The organism is Pseudomonas sp. LLC-1 (genome assembly GCF_002992185.1).
Lineage (GTDB): Bacteria > Pseudomonadota > Gammaproteobacteria > Pseudomonadales > Pseudomonadaceae > Aquipseudomonas > Aquipseudomonas monteilii.
Window position 1 is genome coordinate 46,941 of sequence record NZ_LUVY01000028.1, and the last position, 18,720, is coordinate 65,660.

General features: G+C 63.0%; 15 protein-coding genes. 11 read left to right on the top strand and 4 right to left on the bottom strand.

Annotated features, from left to right (window positions below; genetic code table 11):
- Positions 1 to 14: 14 nt before the first annotated feature.
- The 3 genes from A0O30_RS26890 to A0O30_RS26900 all read left to right on the top strand — a co-directional run bounded on the left by A0O30_RS26890 (position 15) and on the right by A0O30_RS26900 (position 3,743).
- A complete protein-coding gene (locus A0O30_RS26890; RefSeq protein ID WP_105948729.1) occupies positions 15 to 1,163 on the top strand; it encodes an ABC transporter ATP-binding protein in 1,149 nt (382 codons plus the stop codon).
- Between the two features lie 98 nt (positions 1,164 to 1,261).
- Positions 1,262 to 2,569 carry a substrate-binding domain-containing protein gene (locus A0O30_RS26895; protein ID WP_105948730.1) on the top strand — a complete coding sequence of 436 codons (1,308 nt, stop codon included), beginning with the start codon at positions 1,262 to 1,264 and terminating at the stop codon, positions 2,567 to 2,569.
- Between the two features lie 166 nt (positions 2,570 to 2,735).
- Positions 2,736 to 3,743, top strand: a complete 1,008-nt coding sequence (locus A0O30_RS26900; RefSeq protein ID WP_105948731.1) for a TerC family protein — start codon at positions 2,736 to 2,738, stop codon at positions 3,741 to 3,743.
- Positions 3,744 to 3,809: 66 nt separating this feature from the next.
- On the opposite strand, the gene A0O30_RS26905 is transcribed toward A0O30_RS26900, so the two are convergent.
- The 3 genes from A0O30_RS26905 to A0O30_RS26915 form a co-directional block, all read right to left on the bottom strand.
- Positions 3,810 to 4,208: a hypothetical protein gene (locus tag A0O30_RS26905; RefSeq protein ID WP_177410320.1), complete on the bottom strand. Its 399-nt coding sequence runs from the start codon at positions 4,206 to 4,208 to the stop codon at positions 3,810 to 3,812.
- On the bottom strand, positions 4,195 to 5,601 hold the full coding sequence (locus tag A0O30_RS26910; protein ID WP_105948732.1) for a PAAR domain-containing protein: 1,407 nt from the start codon (positions 5,599 to 5,601) through the stop codon (positions 4,195 to 4,197). The genes A0O30_RS26905 and A0O30_RS26910 overlap by 14 nt, the downstream gene beginning before the upstream one ends.
- A 167-nt stretch (positions 5,602 to 5,768) precedes the next feature.
- Positions 5,769 to 6,998, bottom strand: coding sequence for an acyl-CoA dehydrogenase (locus A0O30_RS26915; protein ID WP_105948733.1), 1,230 nt, complete (start codon positions 6,996 to 6,998; stop codon positions 5,769 to 5,771).
- A 140-nt stretch (positions 6,999 to 7,138) separates the two neighbouring features.
- Here A0O30_RS26915 and A0O30_RS26920 point away from each other — a divergent pair, with 140 nt between their 5' ends.
- Entirely contained in the window at positions 7,139 to 8,065 is a 927-nt protein-coding gene (locus A0O30_RS26920; RefSeq protein ID WP_105948734.1) for a LysR family transcriptional regulator, read from the top strand.
- A gap of 187 nt (positions 8,066 to 8,252) precedes the next feature.
- Positions 8,253 to 9,407: a cysteine desulfurase family protein gene (locus A0O30_RS26925; RefSeq protein WP_105948735.1), complete on the top strand. Its 1,155-nt coding sequence runs from the start codon at positions 8,253 to 8,255 to the stop codon at positions 9,405 to 9,407.
- 60 nt (positions 9,408 to 9,467) lie between these two features.
- Here A0O30_RS26925 and nfsB read toward each other — a convergent pair whose 3' ends face one another.
- Positions 9,468 to 10,121: an oxygen-insensitive NAD(P)H nitroreductase gene (gene nfsB / locus A0O30_RS26930; protein ID WP_060497226.1), complete on the bottom strand. Its 654-nt coding sequence runs from the start codon at positions 10,119 to 10,121 to the stop codon at positions 9,468 to 9,470.
- A 103-nt stretch (positions 10,122 to 10,224) separates the two neighbouring features.
- Between nfsB and A0O30_RS26935 the strand changes: the two genes are divergently transcribed.
- From A0O30_RS26935 to A0O30_RS26960, 6 genes are all read left to right on the top strand, one after another.
- Positions 10,225 to 11,148 (top strand): LysR family transcriptional regulator, encoded by a 924-nt coding sequence (locus A0O30_RS26935; RefSeq protein WP_105948736.1) that lies wholly within the window; start codon positions 10,225 to 10,227, stop codon positions 11,146 to 11,148.
- A 217-nt stretch (positions 11,149 to 11,365) separates the two neighbouring features.
- Entirely contained in the window at positions 11,366 to 13,609 is a 2,244-nt protein-coding gene (locus A0O30_RS26940) for a TonB-dependent receptor (RefSeq protein ID WP_105948737.1), read from the top strand.
- A gap of 144 nt (positions 13,610 to 13,753) precedes the next feature.
- Positions 13,754 to 16,201: a TonB-dependent siderophore receptor gene (locus A0O30_RS26945; RefSeq protein ID WP_105948738.1), complete on the top strand. Its 2,448-nt coding sequence runs from the start codon at positions 13,754 to 13,756 to the stop codon at positions 16,199 to 16,201.
- A 197-nt stretch (positions 16,202 to 16,398) separates the two neighbouring features.
- Positions 16,399 to 17,151 (top strand): ABC transporter permease, encoded by a 753-nt coding sequence (locus A0O30_RS26950; protein WP_105948739.1) that lies wholly within the window; start codon positions 16,399 to 16,401, stop codon positions 17,149 to 17,151.
- 10 nt (positions 17,152 to 17,161) lie between these two features.
- Entirely contained in the window at positions 17,162 to 17,917 is a 756-nt protein-coding gene (locus tag A0O30_RS26955) for an ABC transporter permease (protein ID WP_105948740.1), read from the top strand.
- A gap of 11 nt (positions 17,918 to 17,928) precedes the next feature.
- Entirely contained in the window at positions 17,929 to 18,714 is a 786-nt protein-coding gene (locus A0O30_RS26960) for an ABC transporter ATP-binding protein (RefSeq protein WP_105948741.1), read from the top strand.
- Positions 18,715 to 18,720 lie beyond the last annotated feature (6 nt).

The following is an 18,720-nucleotide window of genomic DNA, read 5'->3' on the forward strand; positions in this document are numbered from 1 at the left end:
CGGAGAAAACAACAATGAGTGCAGTGATCAAAGACAACGCGCCCGGCAAGACCCTGGTCAGCCTGCGCGGCCTGAACAAGCACTACGGCGACTTCACCGCCGTGGACAACCTCGACCTGGAAATCCAGGACGGCGAGTTCCTGACCTTCCTCGGCTCCAGCGGCTCGGGCAAATCCACCACCCTATCGATGCTGGCCGGCTTCGAAACGCCCAGCAGCGGCGAGATCCTGGTCGATGGCCAGTCGCTGGTGAACGTGCCGCCGCACAAGCGTGATATCGGCATGGTGTTCCAGCGCTACTCGCTGTTCCCGCACCTGAACGTGCGCGACAACATTGCCTTCCCGCTGGCCATTCGCAAGCTCAACGCTGCCGAAACCGCCAAGCGTGTCGATGCCATGCTCAAGCTGGTGCAACTGGAGAAGTTCGCCCACCGCAAGCCCTCGCAGATGTCCGGTGGCCAGCAACAGCGTGTGGCCATTGCCCGGGCGCTGGTGTACGAGCCACGCATCCTGTTGATGGACGAACCGCTCGGTGCGCTGGACAAAAAGCTGCGCGAAGACCTGCAGGACGAGCTGCGCCAGCTGCACCGCCGGCTGGGCATCACCATCGTCTACGTCACCCACGACCAGGAAGAGGCCATGCGCCTGTCCCAGCGCATCGCCATCTTCAGCCACGGCAAGATTGTCGGCCTGGGCACCGGTTACGACCTGTACCAGAACCCGCCGAATGCCTTTGTCGCGTCGTTCCTGGGCAACTCCAACTTCCTGCGTATCAAGGCCAGCAGCAACGGCGCGGGCAGTTTCGAGGGCCAGCCGGTGGCCATTCGCCTGACGCCGGGCCTTACCGCCTCGCAGGATGCCCTGATCATGGTGCGCCCGGAAAAAGCCCTGGCCTTGACCGCCGAACAGGCTGCGCGCGAGCCGCTGCCGGCGGGCTGGAACGAAGTCAGTGCCAAGGTTGGCGAAGTGCTGTTCCTGGGTGAGAGCCAGACCTGCCATGTGGTGACGGCGGGTGGCACGGAGTTGACGGTGAAAGCGCTGTCGGCTTCGGGTATGCCTATGCAACCGGGCGACAGCGTGAAAGTGCGCTGGGCGGTGGCGGATGCATGTATCTATACCGAGTGGGCCGAAAGTGATTTGAGCAAGTCGGCCGGGGCGCATTGAGATCGCGGGGGCCGTTTTGCGGCCCCTACTGACTGTCACATGATCATCACGCCACTGTCGTAATCTGCCGGCCAACTCTATGCCATAGGCCTCCCGGCATGCTGCGCCTGCTTGTCTTGCTGCTCACCCTGCTACCGCTAGCGACCCTGGCCGAGCCCGCTCACCTGCGTGTCCAAGGCTCCAACACCATCGGCGCCGCCTTGCTGCCGGCACTGGTGCAGGGGCAATTGCGTGCGCAGCAAGCCACCGCCATCCACCAGCAACCGGGCAACGTCGCCAACGAGACCGTAATCACCGCGCGGGACGATCATGGCCAGCCGGTACGCATCGATGTTGCCGCCCATGGTTCCAGCACCGGCTTCGTCGCCCTCGGCCGTGGCGACGCCGACCTGGCGGCCGCCTCGCGGCCGATCAACGACAGCGAAGTGCATCAGTTGCGCGCTCTGGGCGACCTGCGCGCTGCCAGCGCCGAACAAGTCATCGGCCTGGACGGTGTGGCGGTCATCGTCCACCCCGACAACCCGCTGCCACAATTGACCACCCAGCAACTGGCGCAGGTTTTTTCCGGGCAGATCCAGCGCTGGGAGCAATTGGGCATTGCTGGCGGCGCCATCCACCTCTATGCCCGTGACGACCGCTCCGGCACGTACGAGACGTTCAAGGCGCTTGTGCTGGAGCCCCTGCACGACGAACTATCAGCCAAGGCGCGGCGCTTCGAGTCCAGCGACGAGCTGGCTTCGCAAGTAGCCACCGACCGTCAGGCCATCGGCTTCAGCAGCCTGGCTGCGGTACACGGGGCCAAGGTGCTGGCGGTGGCCGAAGGCGACGCACCGGCCATGTTGCCAGAGCGCGCGCTGGTGGCCAGCGAAGATTACCCGCTGTCACGGCGCCTGTACTTCTACTTGCCAGCCAACCCCAAGCCACAGGCCAAGGCCTTGGCCGATTTCGCCCAAAGCCCGGCTGGCCAGGCGATCGTTGCCCAGCAGGGTTTCGTGTCGCAGCAGATCAAGGCCCAGCCTGTTCCGCCCTTGTCCGATATGCCGCCACGCTATCGCACCCTGGCCCAGCAAGCGCAGCGGCTGAGCGTGAACTTCCGCTTTCAGGAAGGCAGCGCCAGCCTCGACAACAAGGCCCTGCGCGATGTGCAGCGGGTGGTCGAATACCTGCGCCAGGCCGGCAAGTTGCAGAGCAAGGCCGTGCTGGTAGGGTTTGGCGACCCCAAGGAAACGCCCGGTCGCGCTGCCCTGCTCTCCCGCCTGCGCGCCCAGGCGGTGCGCCGCGAGCTGGCACGCGATGGTGTGGAGGTGCTTGAGGTAACGGGCATGGGCGATGAACTGCCAGTGGCCGGCAATGAACTGGAGCAAGGGCGCCTGCGTAACCGTCGGGTAGAGGTGTGGGTGTATTGAAGCCGTGATTACGGCCCTGGCAAAGAAATGTAACAGCTCCCCATTCGGCATCCATGGCAAACGGGTCTAGGCTCAAGCCCATGTGATACCGGGCCCCTCTGACGGCTGCCAAGCCGCCATGTCGGATCACTGTTGCCAAGCAACGTCGACATTCAAGGAGGGGCTCATGACAGCTCTGCACGCATTCCTCACCACCCCCGTTCTCGGTACCAGCGCCTGGTTGTGGCTGGTGTTCATGGCCATCGTCATCGGTTTGCTGGTGCTCGACCTGGGCGTGCTGCACCGGCACGACCGGGAAATCGAAATGCGCGAAAGCCTGCTGCTGTATTCGGGCTATTTCAGCGTCGGTGTACTGTTCGGCGCCGGGGTCTGGTATCAGCTGGGCGCCCAGTCGGCGCTGGAGTTCTACACCGGCTTCCTGGTCGAGCAGTCGCTGTCGATGGACAACGTGTTCGTCATGGCGATGATCTTCAGCTACTTCGCCATCCCCCGCCGCTACCAGCACCGCGTACTGTTCTGGGGCATCCTGGGGGTGGTGTTCCTGCGGGCGATCATGATCGGCGTGGGCGCGGCGCTGGTGCAGAACTTTGCCTGGGTCTTGTACCTCTTCGGCGCCTTCCTGCTGTTCACCGGGGTGAAGATGGCGCTGTCGAAAGAAGACAGCCACCCGGACCTGGCCAACAACCCGATCATCAAGTTCGTACGCCGGCACATGCGGGTCACCGACCAGATCCACGGCTCGCACTTCTTCATACGCCAGACCCCGCCCGGGCACAGCAAGGCCCTGCGCTATGCCACCCCGTTGTTTCTGGCGCTGGTGCTGATCGAACTGGCCGACCTGGTGTTCGCCGTCGACAGCGTGCCGGCGATCTTCGCCATTACCCAGGACCCGTTCATCGTTTACACCTCGAACATCTTCGCCATCCTTGGGCTGCGCTCGCTGTACTTCGCGCTGTCGGCGCTGATGCACCGGTTCGTTTACCTCAAGTACGCGCTGGCGTTGGTGTTGATCTTTATTGGCTGCAAGATTTTCTACCACGGCATGGTGGGCAAGGTGCCAGCGTTGCTGTCGTTGGGGGTGACATTCGGGTTGCTGCTGGGTGGGGTGGTGGTTTCGTTGGTCAAGACGCGCAAAAAAAACGAAGTTAATCGAGGCCAAATGGAAGGACCCTGATCGTGAATAGCTCACTAGAGCGCTCCCAGGTGACGTACGTCCGCCTGGAAGCCGCTCTAGGGTTCACTACGCTTTGGAGAGCTCGGCTACTGCAACTGCAATCGCAATCCAAACAAACCCGACAATTGACAGCCACACCGAAATCCCAAGCCTTCGTTTGAGCTTTGGAGGAAATGCTTTTAACTCATTAACATCCAACTTGCCATAACGCAACGCCAATCCAGGGAACGTGACAAGACCACCTATATTGCAAACCAGCAGCCATCGCCACTTCAAGCTTGAAGTCCCCCAAGCCACCTTCACTTGCTCTAGATAAGGGTTACTCGTAATCGCTGAGCAGGCAACGTGAAAGTCACGTGATAGCGTGATGTAAAGGTTAATGGAAGCACCTAGCAGGCCAATGACAAAAGGGGTAATCATAAACAGGAGTTTCATAACGAAAGGCCAGGTTTCAAAGCTCATCATTTGGAGCCTCATAGATGAGTTCCCCGATAGCCCCGCCGGCCATTTCTCCCAACTTTGCGCCCGTTAAACTACCCGTGCCTACGACCAAGATCCCACACACTGGAACTGCAAGCCCCCCAGTACCTACGCTAAAAACGGCACATAACGTGCCAGCCGCGGCGCCAGCCAATGCTGCCCCCGCCATCCCTCCGCCCACCCCCATGCTGAATGACCCGGTTTCAACATATCGAATTTTTGCACAGGCTTCTTCGCTTCCAGCGCGACACACTTCCTCAACTTTAAGAAAAGAAGAAGCCCCACCCAGTCCAATTGCAGCATGTCCACCGTAACTAAGGTATTTGCTGAACCGCGCCACCTTATCCAGATGCGTCGCGTACCCAGGAATCTGCCCTGGCCCGCCCGCTTTCGACCAATGATGCACAAGGCTCTTGGTGGAAATATTCAAGCTTTTCTTTAGTCGCTCATAGCTTCCTAGGTTCAGTTGTTTGTTAAGCAACGCTAACTTCAACTGACTATCCAGTTGTCGCAGAAGCCGCCGACGCTCGGCAAAGAAGCCTGGGCTTTTCAAGTGGCCATGACGCATGAACTCCCGTTGGTGCAACTGCTCGATACTGGTCAATGTGTGACTGACCTGTTTCAACCCTTGATCCAGCATGTCCTTACCCACGCCCATGGACAGGCTGGCATCGCTGAGCAAACCGGCGATTTCGGCCTGGTGCTTCATCATGAAATCCGCTTCGGCGAAGTCGAGCACTTCCAGCGCACGCCGCGCATGCTGCGCTGCGGCCATCAGTTCTCCCTCTTCGCGTGTGCAGGCGTCACCGTTGTCAGGATCACCGATGACGAAAATTTCCCCTGCTTTGAACCCTTGTTCAAACGTCGGATTGAGCCGCTGCAATCGGGAAATCGGTAACGTGGCATCATGCTCGGCCAAGTGCAGCAGCACCTCGGGGAACGACATGCGCCGGGGAACCACATAGAAGCCAGGCTCCAGCGTACCGGGCAGTGCACCTATTACAGGTTGGGAGAAACGCTCCGGGTAGACCGCGTTTGACGGCTCGGAAAAGTGAGCATTGGCAAGCCCTGCTAGGGGCTGCATGGGTGGCGGTGCTTGATACAGCGGTGCGACCACCCGATTGCTGCCCGGCGAACAGCCACAGACAACCAACGCACCATCCATGGCCACTCGCTGTCCATCGGAAATGAAGTGGTCCACACCTTCGGCGACCATTCCCACCTGCCCACAAAGAGGGCATGGCGTGGTCTGGTCGCCTTCACGGAGCACCATTCGGCCTTCGTCCAGATAGCCGGCCCCTGTCGCAATACAAACGGCTCCAGTTGTGGTGATATCGCCGTCAACTGCCTGACCTTTTCCCTCTAGACTGACGCGCATCTACAAGCTCCCTTTGCGTGGTTGAGGTTCGAAACCTAACACCCGCAAGGCGGTTTCAAGCGCTTGGAGCAGAGAATCAGAAGCGTCCTACAGGTTACCCGAGCTTTGCTTAAAGTCCCTGTTCACGAGCACGCCCGCGAACAGGTAAGTAGCCACTGACGAAGCCATTACCGCCCGCTACGCAACATCTCCACCGGCACATATTTGCCAATCTCATACTTGCCAATCGCCGCGCGGTGCACTTCATCCGGCCCGTCAGCCAGGCGCAGGGTGCGTTGCATGGCATACATGTAGGCCAGTGGGAAATCGCCGCTCACCCCTGCCCCGCCATGGATCTGGATAGCCCGGTCGATCACTTTCAAGGCCACGTTCGGCGCCACCACCTTGATCTGCGCGATCTCGCTACGGGCCACCTTGTTGCCGACAGTGTCCATCATGTAAGCCGCTTTCAGCGTCAGCAGCCGGGCCATGTCGATCTCCATACGCGAGTCGGCAATCTTGTCGACGTTGCCACCCAGCCGTGCCAGTGGCCGGCCAAAGGCGGTGCGTTCCACCGAGCGCTTGCACATCAGTTCCAACGCACGTTCGGCCATGCCGATCGAACGCATGCAGTGGTGGATACGGCCAGGGCCAAGGCGACCCTGGGCAATCTCGAAACCGCGGCCCTCACCGAGAATCACGTTTTCATACGGCACCCGCACGTTTTCGAAGAGCACTTCGGCGTGACCGTGGGGAGCATCGTCATAGCCGAACACCGGCAGCGGGCGGACGATCTTCACACCGGGCGCATCGGTGGGTACCAGTACCATCGAGTGCTGCTGGTGGCGCGGCCCCTCAGGGTCAGACAGGCCCATGAAGATCATCACCTTGCAACGCGGGTCGCAGGCGCCGGAGGTCCACCACTTGCGGCCGTTGATCACCCACTCGTCACCGTCACGCACGGCCGTGGCGGCCATGTTGGTGGCGTCCGAGGAGGCCACGTCCGGCTCGGTCATGGCGAACGCCGAGCGGATCTCGCCACGCAGCAGCGGCTCCAGCCACTGGCGCTTCTGTGCTTCGCTGCCATAGCGCACCAGCACTTCCATGTTGCCGGTATCTGGCGCCGAGCAGTTGAACGGCTCCGGGCCAAGCAACGAGCGGCCCATGATTTCCGCCAACGGGGCGTACTCCAGGTTGCTCAGGCCGGCGCCGTATTCCGATTCAGGCAAGAACAGGTTCCATAGCCCTTCGGCTCGGGCTTTGGCCTTGAGCTCTTCCATGATTGCAGTGGGCTGCCAGCGGTCGCCCTCGGCGACCTGGCGCTCGAACACCGCTTCGGCGGGGTAGACATAGGCGTCCATGAACGCAGTGACGCGCTCGCGCAGTGCCTGGACCTTGGGCGAATAGGCGAAATCCATCGGGGCTACCTTCACGGTTCGGAGTACATGGGCCAGAGCCTAGAGCAGCATGCGCCCATCCACCTAGTCTATTTTCCGCGTGTATAAACATTCATAACCGATATATGATCGGCCAATAACTCCAACAAAGAGCGGCGCCCATGAACCTCAGCAAGGTCGACCTCAACCTGTTCATCGTGTTCGATGCGATCTACACCGAAGCCAACCTGACCCGCGCCGGGCAGATTGTAGGTATCACGCAGCCAGCGGTGTCCAACGCCCTTTCGCGGTTGCGCGAAACCTTCAACGACCCGCTGTTCGTGCGCACCGCACAAGGCATGGTGCCCACGCCCATGGCGCAGAACATCATCGGCCCGGTGCGCAACGCCCTGGCACTGCTACGTACATCGGTGCAGGAAAGCCGCATCTTCAACCCGCAACAGGCCAACAAGACCTTCCGCATCAGCATGACCGACCTGACCGAAGCAGTCATCCTGCCGCCGCTGTTCCAGCGCTTGCGCCGCCTGGCGCCGGCGGTGCTGATCGAGAGTTTCCTGTGCAAGCGCCGCGAAACCACCAAGGAACTTGCCGCCGGCCGCCTGGACTTCGCCATCGACGCCCCGCTGAACACCGACCCGCAGGTACGCCACGTCAAGCTGATGCAAGACCGTTATGTCTGTGCCTTGCGCCAGGGCCACCCGCTGGCCGACAGCAAGCTGACCCTCGACAGTTACCTGGGCATGACCCACATCCATATCTCCAGCCGCCGTAACGGCCTGGGCTATGTCGACCTGGCGCTGGGCAAGATGGGCGTACAGCGCAAAGTGGCCTTGCGCTCACAGCACTACCTGATGGCTTCGCAGGTATTGCAGCAAACCGACATGGCGATGACCGTGCCCGAGCGCTTCGCCCGCCGCCATCAACTGCGCTATCACCCCCTTCCGGTGGAAGTACCCGCGCTCGAAACGCACCTGTACTGGCATGAAAGCACCGACCAGGACCCGGCCAACCGCTGGATGCGTGAGCAAATCACCGAACTGTGCGAACGTGTGGTGGCCGAGGAAGAAAGAGCGTCGGAGCCTGCCTGAAGATGCGCACGAGGGATCGCTCATAGCCGCCACGGAGGAAAAAATCCTACAAAGATACAAATAGATAGAAAATCTATGTGGCGGCACTCAAAGATCCACTGTGGGAAGTAAAAAAATTCTCTCAGGTGGCGGATACGCTTACGCCATCAATCGCCGATTTCACGGCGACAGACATGGACCTGCCTCAATGCCTAGCGCCCCGCTCTACTTTGATTACGCCGCCACCACTCCAGTCGACGACCGGGTCATCGAAACCATGCTCGCCAGTCTTGGCAGCCAAGCCAACTTCGGCAACCCGGCGTCCAGTGGTCATGCCTTCGGCCAGGCTGCCCGACAAGCCGTTGAGCACGCCCGCCAGCAAGTGGCCGAGCGCGTCGGCGCACACGTCGAGCGCCTGGTCTGGACTTCGGGCGCGACCGAGTCCAACAACCTGGCGCTAAAAGGCATTGCTCAAGGCGCCGGCCAGCCTGGGCACCTGATCACCAGCCAACTGGAACACAAAGCCGTGCTCGACACCGTGGCCGAACTGGAGCGCCAAGGCTGGGCCGTTACCCGCCTGGCCCCGGATGCCGCCGGCCTGATCCAGCCCGCCAGCGTACAGGCCGCACTGCGCCCCGATACCCGCCTGGTATCGTTGATGGCAGTCAACAATGAGCTGGGCACGGTCACCGACTTTGCCGCCATTGGTGAGCAGGTGCGTGCCCACGGTGCCTTGCTGCACGTGGACGCGGCGCAGGCCGTGGGCAAGCTGGCCATCGACCTGAACACGATGGCCGTGGACCTGATGTCGTTTTCGGCGCACAAGGTGTACGGGCCAAAAGGCATCGGCGCGCTGTACGTCGGGCCACGAGCACGTACGCTGATGCGTGCGCAGATGCACGGCGGCGGCCATGAACAGGGCCTGCGCTCCGGCACCCTGGCAACCCACCAGATCGCGGGCATGGGTAGCGCTTTTGCCTTGGCCGGCCAGCCCGGTGACAGTGAATACCAGCACCTGGAGCAACTGGCAAAGCGCCTGCGCGAAGGCCTGCTGGCTTTGCCCGGCGTCAGCCTGAACGGCTGCGCCAGCCAACGCATTCCGCATACCCTGAACCTGTGCATCGACAGCAAGGGCTTCAACAGTGCGGCGCTGGCCAGCGAGTTGGCGTTATCGACCACCTCGGCCTGCAACTCGGCCAGCCATGCAGCCTCACATGTGCTGCTGGCGCTGGGGCTGGACGAGCACCAGGCACGCAACAGTGTGCGCTTGAGCATCGGGCGCTTCAGCACCGAGGCCGAAGTGGACAAAGCGATCGACGTGTTTGCCCGGGTACTGACAGCAGCATCTGCAACGTTGTGGTAAGCCGCGCCCTGGCGCGGCCTGCCGCACGGCGTCACCGGGGCACCCAGCGCCCCGGTAACCTCACAGGAAAGTGAACACCTGCGACGCTGGCAAGCGCGACTTGTTCAGCCCGGCGTTAAAGTCCGTTTCAGCACGATAACCCAGGCTGAGGATCACCACGCTGGTGAAGCCACGTTCACGCAGCCCCAGCTCGGCATCCAGGACCTTGCTGTCGAAGCCCTCGATGGGCGTGGCGTCCAGGCCATGTGCCGCAGCCCCCAGCAATGCAGTACCCAATGCCAGATAGGTCTGTTTCTCCATCCAGTGCTGAACATCCTTCTGGTCATGACGGTGCAGGTCGACGTAGTGACGGCGGCTCTGGTTCTGCGCGGCTCGCGCCTGCTCATCGCGGAAACGGCCATCGGCAGCTTCCTGCTCGAGCACGGCATTGAGGTGCGCCTCGGGCATTTCGGTACGGGTGCAGAACACAATCACGTGCGAAGCATCGAGCAGCTTCGGCGTGTTGTAAGCAAAGCGCTCCGTGGTGCTCTTGGCCAGGCGGGCCTTGCCTTCGGCCGTGTCGGCGACGATGAAGTGCCAGGGTTGGGAGTTGACCGAGGACGGGCTGTGGCGCAGTTGCTCGAGCAGGGCGTCGACAGTGGCCTGGGGAATGCGGCGCGAGGCATCGTAGGCTTTGGTGGTGTAGCGGCGCTTGGCCAGCGAGACGGTATCCATGCAACAACTCCGGAATGTACTGGGGATTTGCCGGGCATCTTATCTTTCCTGCCGCAAAGAAAAACCGGCACAATGCAGCAACACTTTCACACCTGGAGTGAAGATGCTGCGCATCACTGACCTCGAACTGTTCGTGCGCAGCAGCGTACTGGGCAGCTTCACGGCCGCCGCCCATGAAGCCGGTCTGCTGCCGGGGCAAGTGGCTGCTGCGATCAAACGCCTCGAACGCGACCTCGATGTGCGCCTGTTTGCCCGTACCACCCGTAGCCTGCGCCTTACCGCCGAAGGCGAGCGCTACCTGCCGACCGCCCTGAACGTGCTGGATAGCCTTCGCCAGGGGCGCGAAGACCTGCATGGCAACCCCGGCACCCTGCGTGGCACCCTGCAGGTGTCGGCGCCTTCCGACCTGGGCCGCAACATGCTGTTGCCCTGGCTGAGCGCCTTTCGCCGGGAGCACCCGGCCCTGCACCTGCGCTTTTTTCTGTCCGACCAGATTGCCGACCTGAACCGTGACCCGGTGGATGTCGCCATCCGCTATGGCCTCAACCAGGACGCCAACTACATCGCCCTGCCCTTGGCCAGCTGGAACCGCCGGGTGCTGGTGGCATCGCCCGATTACCTGGCCCGCCACGGCCACCCGACCACGCCCGAAGCCCTGCAAGAACATGCCTGCCTGCTGTACATGCAGCACAACCGGGTCTACGACAAATGGCGGGTGGGCAACCGCACCGTGCAGGTCAGCGGGCCGCTGGTCAGCGACGATGCCGACGTAATCCGCCGTCTGTCCCTTCAAGGTGAAGGCATCGTCTACAAATCGTGGCTGGACGTAAGCGCCAATATTGCAGCCGGCGAACTGCAGATCATCCTGCCCGAATACCTGGGTGAATCCGTGCCTGTAACCCTGGTTTGCCCACACCGCAAACAACTCACGCCTGCGGTGTCGCAACTGCACCTGTGCCTGCGCGACCACTTCGAGGCCCTGCGCGCTCGCGCACTGAACAACGGTTGCACAATCGTTCCAGACTAAGCGCCAGCAGGCAGCGAGCGGGGCGCAAAAACGCTTGCAACAGGTTGCACGCCACCACTGCTGCCCCAGCAGCACCCGCCCAGCACCCGACTGCTGCCCAACCTGCAACACCGCCGAATAAATCCATAAAAAACCATATATATCAACAACTTAACAAAATGGCACAGTCCCTGCTCTAGCCCTCCCCAACAACGCTTTACATACGGGGAGATTCACCATGCATCAGCTCAACCCACTGGCCCGCCAGATCAGCCTTGCGCTGCTGCTGGCCGGCACCGGCAGCCAGGCCATCGCTGCCGACGAAGACAACAAGAACGAACCCGCCCTTGAAACCGTAACGGTCACCGCTCAGCACCGAGAGCAGACCTTGCAGGAAGTACCGGTTGCCGTGTCGGCCATCAAGGGCACCAGCATCACCGCCGATGGCGTGCGCTCGATGGGCGACATCACCACCTTCGTGCCCAACGCCTCGGCCAAGAACCCCGACGGCGACGGCCGCCCTCGTTGGTACATCCGCGGCCTGGGCACCGGCGATACCGGCGCGGCAACCGTATTCCCGGTGGGCATCTACGCGGACGATGTCTACCTCAACGCGCCCATCGCCGGTGGCGGGCCGCTGTTCGACCTGGAACGCATCGAAATCCTGCGCGGGCCGCAAGGCACCCTGTATGGCAAGAACACCACGGCCGGCGCAGTGAACGTGATCTCGAAGAAGCCCACCTTCGACACCGACGGCTATGGCACTGTCGGCTTCGGCAGCAAGAACGAGCGTATCGTCACCGGTGCCATCGGCGGTGCGCTGGTTGATGAAAAACTGGCCGGGCGAGTTGCGCTGTATTCCGAAGAGCGTGACGGTTTCCAGAACAACGACTTCGACGGCAACACCTACGGTGATGTGAACAAGAAAGCCATCCGTCTGCAGTTCCTGGCCCAGCTCAACCCCGACCTGGACGCCCTGCTCAAACTGCACAGCCGCCAGTTCAAAGGCGATGGCAGCAACGGCTCGCTGCCGGTTGGCCGCTACTACAACGTCGGCTACGAACGCCCGCACGGCCGCGATATCTCGCTGAACGTCAACGAAGACTATCGCCTGGACCACGACGGCGCCTCGCTGACCTTCAACTGGTACCTCGGCGATTACACCCTGACCTCGATCAGCGCCTACGACTACATCCGCAACCGCTCCACCAGCGATGCCGACTACACCCCCTACGAGGTCAACGGCGCGGCCATCACCGACAACAGCTACCGCCAGTGGTCGCAGGAGCTGCGCCTGGCCTCGCCGGAAGACCGCCCGCTGCACTGGCTGGTGGGTGCGCACTACTTCCATGAAGACCTGGACAGCTCGGCGCAACGCATCGTCACCCCCGGGCCGACGCCCAACGGCACCGGTTCGAACCAGGTGGGCACCACCGCATTCCGCGACCTGGGTTACGACCACCGCACCGACAGCTACGCGCTGTTTGGCAACCTGACCTACGACTTTACCGATGACTTCAGCGTCACCGGTGGCCTGCGCTGGACCCAGGAGAAAAAGGACATCGACCTGGACCTGGTGCAACTGACCCGCGCCACCGCCAACGGCCCGCTGATCCCGCTGGGCGGTGTGGGCACCAACGGTAACCGCCAGGAAGACAAGACCTGGGAAGCCTGGACCTACGACCTCACCCCCGAGTACCGCATCAATGACAACCTGCGGGTGTTCTTCCGCTACGCCCACGGTTTCCGCTCGGGTGGTTTCAACACCGGGCTTTCGACCAGCCTGGCACAGCTGACCACGGTCGACCCGGAAGAGCTGGACGCCTACGAGCTGGGGCTGAAGTCGGAGTGGTTCGATCGCCGCCTGACCGTCAACGCCAACCTCTTCTACTACGACTACTCCGACATCCAGGTGAACCTGCTGACGGTGAACAACGGCGTGCTCACCACCGCACTGACCAACGGCGCCAAGGGCAAGGTCAAAGGCGCTGAACTGGAAATCGAAGGCCAGCCGACCGAGCGCCTGCACCTGCGCGCGGCGGTGTCGTTCCTCGACACCGAATACACGGACTTCAAGAACACCAACCCTACCACCGGCGCGGTGACCGGCGACTACAGCGGCAACAGCTTCGTGCGCTCCCCGCGCAACGTGGTGTCGCTGGGCGCCGACTACACCATCCCGCTGGAAGTGGGCGGCAAGCTGGTGGCCGGTGGCGACGTGAGCTTCCGGGACAAGGAGTACTTCCTGGCCGACCGCCAGAGCAGTGCCGACGCCACCCTGAGCCAGCCCCATTACACCCTGGCCAACGCCCGCCTGAGCTGGTTCAGCCACGACGACAAGCTGAGCGTGACCGGCTTCGTCAACAACCTCACCGACCGCCGCTACCAGGTGCATGGCCGGCCCAACGGCACTGCCGGGCAGTACGTGATCACCTACGGCGACCCGCGCACCGTCGGGCTCAGCGTTACCAGCCGATTCTGATTGACAACCACTGGGGCCGCTGCGCGGCCCATCGCGACGCAAGGCCGCTCCCACAAGGAGACCGCGTTCCCTGTGGGAGCGGCCTTGCGTCGCGATGGGCTGCGCAGCAGCCCCAAGGCATCACGCCGTCTAGAAGGATTACCCATGCCCCACCACACCCCCTTGGCCAGCGCCATCGCCTTGGCCATCGCCGGCCTCGCCGTGCCCGCCTTCGCCGCCGAACCCAACGACCGCCTCGACACCGTGGTCGTGGTCGGCACCCACCGCAGCGACGTGACCGCCCTGCAAAGCGCCGCCCCGGTCGATGTACTGAGCGGCGAAAAACTCCAGGAAACCGGCGCCAGCGACCTGTCCGCCGCCCTCACCGCGCTGTCGCCCTCGTTCAGCTTCCCGCAATCACCACAAGGTGCTTTCGCGGGTTCCATCGCCCAAGGTGCCTCGCTGCGCGGCCTTGCTTCGGACCAGGTGTTGGTGCTGGTCAACGGCAAACGCCGCCACACCAGCGCAAACGTTACCCGCCAGGGCTTGGTCAACGCCCGTGGCGCGGCAGCGGTGGACCTCAGCCTGATCCCGCTGTCGGCCATCGAGCGCGTGGAAATCCTGCGTGACGGCGCCGCCGCCCAATACGGCTCGGATGCCATTGCCGGGGTGATCAACATCGTGCTCAAGGAGCGCGACGAAGGTGGCAACGCCGGCTACCGCTTCGGCGGTTACAAGAAAGGCGACGGCCTGCAACGCAAACTCAGTGGCTGGAAGGGTTTCGCCCTGCCCAACGACGGCTTCCTGACCCTGGCCTTCGACGCCGGCAGCCAGGACCCGGCCAGCGACACCCGCGACGACAACCGCCTCTTCTACCCCGGCTCTACCAGCATCGACACCGCGCGCGAGCAAAACAACCGCTACCGCAACTGGCGCTGGGGCTCGGGCAATGTCTCGGACCAGTACAACTTCACCGCCAACGCCGAAATGGGCTTGAGCGACGGCCTTAGCGCCTACGGTTTTGCCACCTACGCGCACAAGAACACCGACGCCGAGAACTTCTTCGACCCGCCCACCACCCTGCGCAGCAACTACGGCAGCGTGGCCCTGGCGCGCTACCCCGACGGCCGCCTGCCGGTCACCCGCTATGGCCTGGAAGACTTTGCGGTCACCGGCGGCCTGCGCCTTGAAGACGAAACCTTGGGCAACTTCGACCTGGCCTTGAACTACGGCGACAACCGGGTCGACTCCACCGACCGTAACGCCATCAACCCCAGCTGGGGTACGGCGAGCCCCTCGACGATCTACACCGGCCGCCGCGAAGCCGACCAGACCAACCTGACCCTGGACTGGACCCGCGACTTTGCCAACGACTGGCTGTTCAAGCCACTTACAGTGTCTGCCGGGCTGGCCTGGCGCCAGGAAAACTACGACCTGACCGAGGGCGACGCTGCCGGCTGGTCCAACGGCCCGCTGTTCAACACCGTTGACCCGGCCTCTGGCCGACGCATCCCCGGCTATTACTCGGGCATCACCCAGGTCGATGCCGTGTCGCTGGACCGTCGCGTGATCGGCGCCTATGTCGATGTCGAAGCCCAACTGACAGAAAAATTCCAGGCCGGTGTGGCGGTGCGCAGCGAGCATTATTCGGACTTTGGTGACACCACCAACGGCAAGCTGTCGCTGCGCTACGACTTCACCCCGCAGATTGCCGCGCGCGCCAGCGCCAGCACCGGCTACCGCGCGCCTTCGCTGGTGCAGAGCGGGCTGTCGTCGTTCAGTGTGCAAGTGGTAGAGCAGCCGCCAGGCAGTGGCAACTGGGTCGAGGTGCAGCAGCGCACCCTGCGCGCCGACAGCCCGGAAGCCGCCTTGCTGGGCGGCAAGGCGCTGAAGCCGGAGGAGTCGACCAACTTCTCCGTGGGCCTGGTCTGGCGGCCGTTGCCCAATGCCTCGGTCACCCTCGACGCTTACCGCATCGACATCGACAACCGCATCACCCTGTCCGATCAGTTGCCGGCCTCGGTGGTGGGCCCGATCTTCGCCGGCACCCCCTACGCCAACATCCAGAGTGCGGCGTTCTATACCAACATCGCCGACACCCGCACCGACGGTTTCGAGTTGGCGGGCCATTATCAGTTGGACGTGGGCCGCTGGGGGCGGGTGGACTTCAACGGCGGCTATGCGCGCAACAACACCCGCATCACCGGGCTGGATGATGTGGGCAACATCCCCGGCAACCAGATCATCGGCCGCAATACCCAAGGGCTGATCGAGGATGGCACGCCCAAGGACAAGCTCACGCTCAGCGCCAACTGGCTGTATGACAACTGGAGCGTCACCGTGGCTCAGCGCCGTTATGGCGAGTGGAAAAACCGCAACGCCGCAAACCCCACGCTGGACCAGACCTTCAGCCCGCAGTGGGTAACCGACCTGGATGTGTCGTATCGGTTCGACCTGGGCCTGACCTTGTCGGCGGGCGCGATCAACCTGTTCGACAGCCACCCGGACAAGCTCAAGGGCGCGCAGTTGTATGGCGTGCCCAAATACTCCATCACCAGCCCGGAGGGCGCGCAGGGAGCGTTCTACTACACCAGCGTGAGTTACGACTTCTAGGCTGAAACCGCGTTGGTTTCTTCGCGGGCTTACCTGCGAAGAAACCAACACCGATGCTGCTGACGGACTGTTGCTCCAGCAGCACCCCGCTGCTGCCCCAGCACCACGCTCCCCCTCCAACCCCACAATCCGGGGCCTGCGCCCCTTGGCACAGCTCTTGCGATTCCCCGTTACCTATCGCTTTCCCAAGGCCTGCCATGCGCGTGCTCTCCACCCTTTCCTGGTTCATCTCCCCCCTGGCCCTGCTCACGCTCTGGGCCGTGGTGGCCAATGCCGGACTGTTTCCGGCCAACCTGCTGGTCCCGCCGCAAGAGGTCTGGCTGAGCCTCAACGACCTGCTGGCCACAGGCGAACTTCAGGCGCACCTGGCCGGCAGCCTGTCGCGCCTGGCCCTGGGCTTCACCGGCGGCGCACTGGCCGGCCTCGGCTTCGGTGCGGCGCTGGCCCTGTCGAAAACGGTGGAGGCCTACTGCGCCCCGCTGTTCCACACCCTGCGTCAGGTGCCGAGCATCGCCCTGATCCCGATGTTCGTGCTGACGTTTGGTGTCGACGAAACCTTCAAGGTTGTGATCGTTGCCAAGACCGCTTTCTTCCCGGTGGCACTGGCCACCTGTGAAGGCATCCGCGCCATCCCGCGCAGCCATTTCGAAGTGGCGGCGGTGTACCGCCTGCGCTGGCCGACGCTGGTGGGGCGAATTGCCCTGCCCGCAGCAGTACCGGCCATTGTCACCGGCATTCGCGTGGCCCTGACCCGCGCCTGGGTGGTGCTGGTGGCCTGCGAGCTGCTGGCGGCGGACAGCGGCCTGGGGCAGATGATCGAGATGGGCCGGCAGATGCTGCGTATCGATGTGGTGATGGTCGGCGTGGTGCTGACCGGACTGATCGGTTTTACCCTGGATTTCACCCTGCGCCGTGTGGAGCGGCGCTTGTCAGCCTGGCAAAGCCGCTGAGGAGGCTGTGATGAAACTGCACAAATTGCGCGGTCTGGTGTTGCCACTGTTGCTGCTCGGCGCCTGGGAGTACGCCTCGCGCCAGGGCGCCGCCGGCGCCTATGCCTTCGTGCCGCTGGCGCAGGTGGGCACGGCCCTGGCCGAATTGCTGGGCAGCGGTGAATTGCTGGTCAACCTGTGGGCCAGCTTGCTGCGCACCTGCAGCGGCCTGGCCATCGGTATTGTCGGCGGTGTTGGCCTGGGCGCGCTGATGGCCCTGTCCGCACCGGCCAACCGCCTGATCGCCCCGCTGTTCCACGCCCTGCGCCAGGTACCGATGCTGGGCTGGATTCCGTTGATTGCCTTATGGCTGGGGAACGGCGAAGGCGCCAAGCTGCTGATTGTCAGCCTGGCGGCGTTGTACCCGATGGTGCTGAACACGTTCGAGAGCCTGCGCCAGGTCGCCGGCCAACACCGCGAAGCGGCGCAGGTGCTGATGCTCAGCCGTTGGCAGCAACTTCGGCTGATCCTGCTACCCGCCGCCCTGCCAGGCATCGCCGCCGGGGTGTTGCAGGCCCTGGCGTTCGCCTGGGTAACCTCGGTGGGCAGCGAGCTGTTCCTGTCTGCCGGGGCCGGCCTTGGCAGCTTGATGATGACCGCCGAAGCCGGGGCGCGCATGGAGATCATCGTGGTCTGCGTGCTGTGCATCGGCCTGTGTGGCTACCTGATGTCCTGGCTGAGCACCCTCCTCACCCGCCGCCTGCTGCGCTGGCGTACCACCTCTTGAAAGGCCCGACCATGAACGCCATCGCCCATGCTTTACCCACCAGCGCCATCACCGGCGCGCTGACCCTTCGCGGCCTGAACAAGGCGTATCCGCTCAAGGGCAAGGCTGTGCCGGTGCTGCAAGGCATCGACCTGGACATCCGCCCCGGCGAGTTTGTCAGCATTCTCGGCGCCAGCGGCTGCGGCAAATCCACCCTGCTACGGTTGATCGTTGGCCTGGACCAGGCTTACCAGGGGCAGATCCTGCTGGATGGGCAACCCGTGCGCGGGCCAGGCCTGGAACGCGGCATCGTGTTCCAGGACCACCGCCTGTTCCCGTGGATGACCCTGCAGCAGAACATCGCCCTGGCGTTGAAAAACCATGCACTGCCGACGACCGAGAAGGATCGATTGGTGGCCGAGCACATCGAACGGGTGGGCCTGAGTGGTTACGAGCAGGCCTATCCGCACCAGCTTTCCGGTGGCATGGCCCAGCGCGCGGCGATTGCCCGGGCGCTGGTGAACAAGCCCAAGGTGCTGTTGCTGGACGAGCCGCTTGGTGCCCTGGATGCACTGACCCGGGTGCGGCTGCAACAGGAGTTGCAGCGCATCTGGGTGCAGGAACGTTGCACGGTAATCATGGTGACCCACGATATCGAAGAAGCGCTGTACCTCGGTGACCGGGTGATCGTGATGGACGCACACCCGGGACGGATTCGTGAGGACCTGCGTATAGACCTGCCCCATCCACGCCAGCGGGATAGCCAGGTACTGCAGGGGTACAAGCAGCGCTTGCTAGAGGAACTTGTGGGGCATTGACGGGTT

Excerpts from the sequence above, each read along its gene's own strand:
- A0O30_RS26890 (WP_105948729.1), top strand. The coding sequence starts at position 15 with ATGAGTGCAGTGATCAAAGACAACGCGCCCGGCAAGACCCTGGTCAGC.
- A0O30_RS26895 (WP_105948730.1), top strand. The coding sequence starts at position 1,262 with ATGCTGCGCCTGCTTGTCTTGCTGCTCACCCTGCTACCGCTAGCGACC.
- A0O30_RS26900 (WP_105948731.1), top strand. The coding sequence starts at position 2,736 with ATGACAGCTCTGCACGCATTCCTCACCACCCCCGTTCTCGGTACCAGC.
- A0O30_RS26905 (WP_177410320.1), bottom strand. The coding sequence starts at position 4,208 with ATGATGAGCTTTGAAACCTGGCCTTTCGTTATGAAACTCCTGTTTATG.
- A0O30_RS26910 (WP_105948732.1), bottom strand. The coding sequence starts at position 5,601 with ATGCGCGTCAGTCTAGAGGGAAAAGGTCAGGCAGTTGACGGCGATATC.
- A0O30_RS26915 (WP_105948733.1), bottom strand. The coding sequence starts at position 6,998 with ATGGATTTCGCCTATTCGCCCAAGGTCCAGGCACTGCGCGAGCGCGTC.
- A0O30_RS26920 (WP_105948734.1), top strand. The coding sequence starts at position 7,139 with ATGAACCTCAGCAAGGTCGACCTCAACCTGTTCATCGTGTTCGATGCG.
- A0O30_RS26925 (WP_105948735.1), top strand. The coding sequence starts at position 8,253 with ATGCCTAGCGCCCCGCTCTACTTTGATTACGCCGCCACCACTCCAGTC.
- nfsB (WP_060497226.1), bottom strand. The coding sequence starts at position 10,121 with ATGGATACCGTCTCGCTGGCCAAGCGCCGCTACACCACCAAAGCCTAC.
- A0O30_RS26935 (WP_105948736.1), top strand. The coding sequence starts at position 10,225 with ATGCTGCGCATCACTGACCTCGAACTGTTCGTGCGCAGCAGCGTACTG.
- A0O30_RS26940 (WP_105948737.1), top strand. The coding sequence starts at position 11,366 with ATGCATCAGCTCAACCCACTGGCCCGCCAGATCAGCCTTGCGCTGCTG.
- A0O30_RS26945 (WP_105948738.1), top strand. The coding sequence starts at position 13,754 with ATGCCCCACCACACCCCCTTGGCCAGCGCCATCGCCTTGGCCATCGCC.
- A0O30_RS26950 (WP_105948739.1), top strand. The coding sequence starts at position 16,399 with ATGCGCGTGCTCTCCACCCTTTCCTGGTTCATCTCCCCCCTGGCCCTG.
- A0O30_RS26955 (WP_105948740.1), top strand. The coding sequence starts at position 17,162 with ATGAAACTGCACAAATTGCGCGGTCTGGTGTTGCCACTGTTGCTGCTC.
- A0O30_RS26960 (WP_105948741.1), top strand. The coding sequence starts at position 17,929 with ATGAACGCCATCGCCCATGCTTTACCCACCAGCGCCATCACCGGCGCG.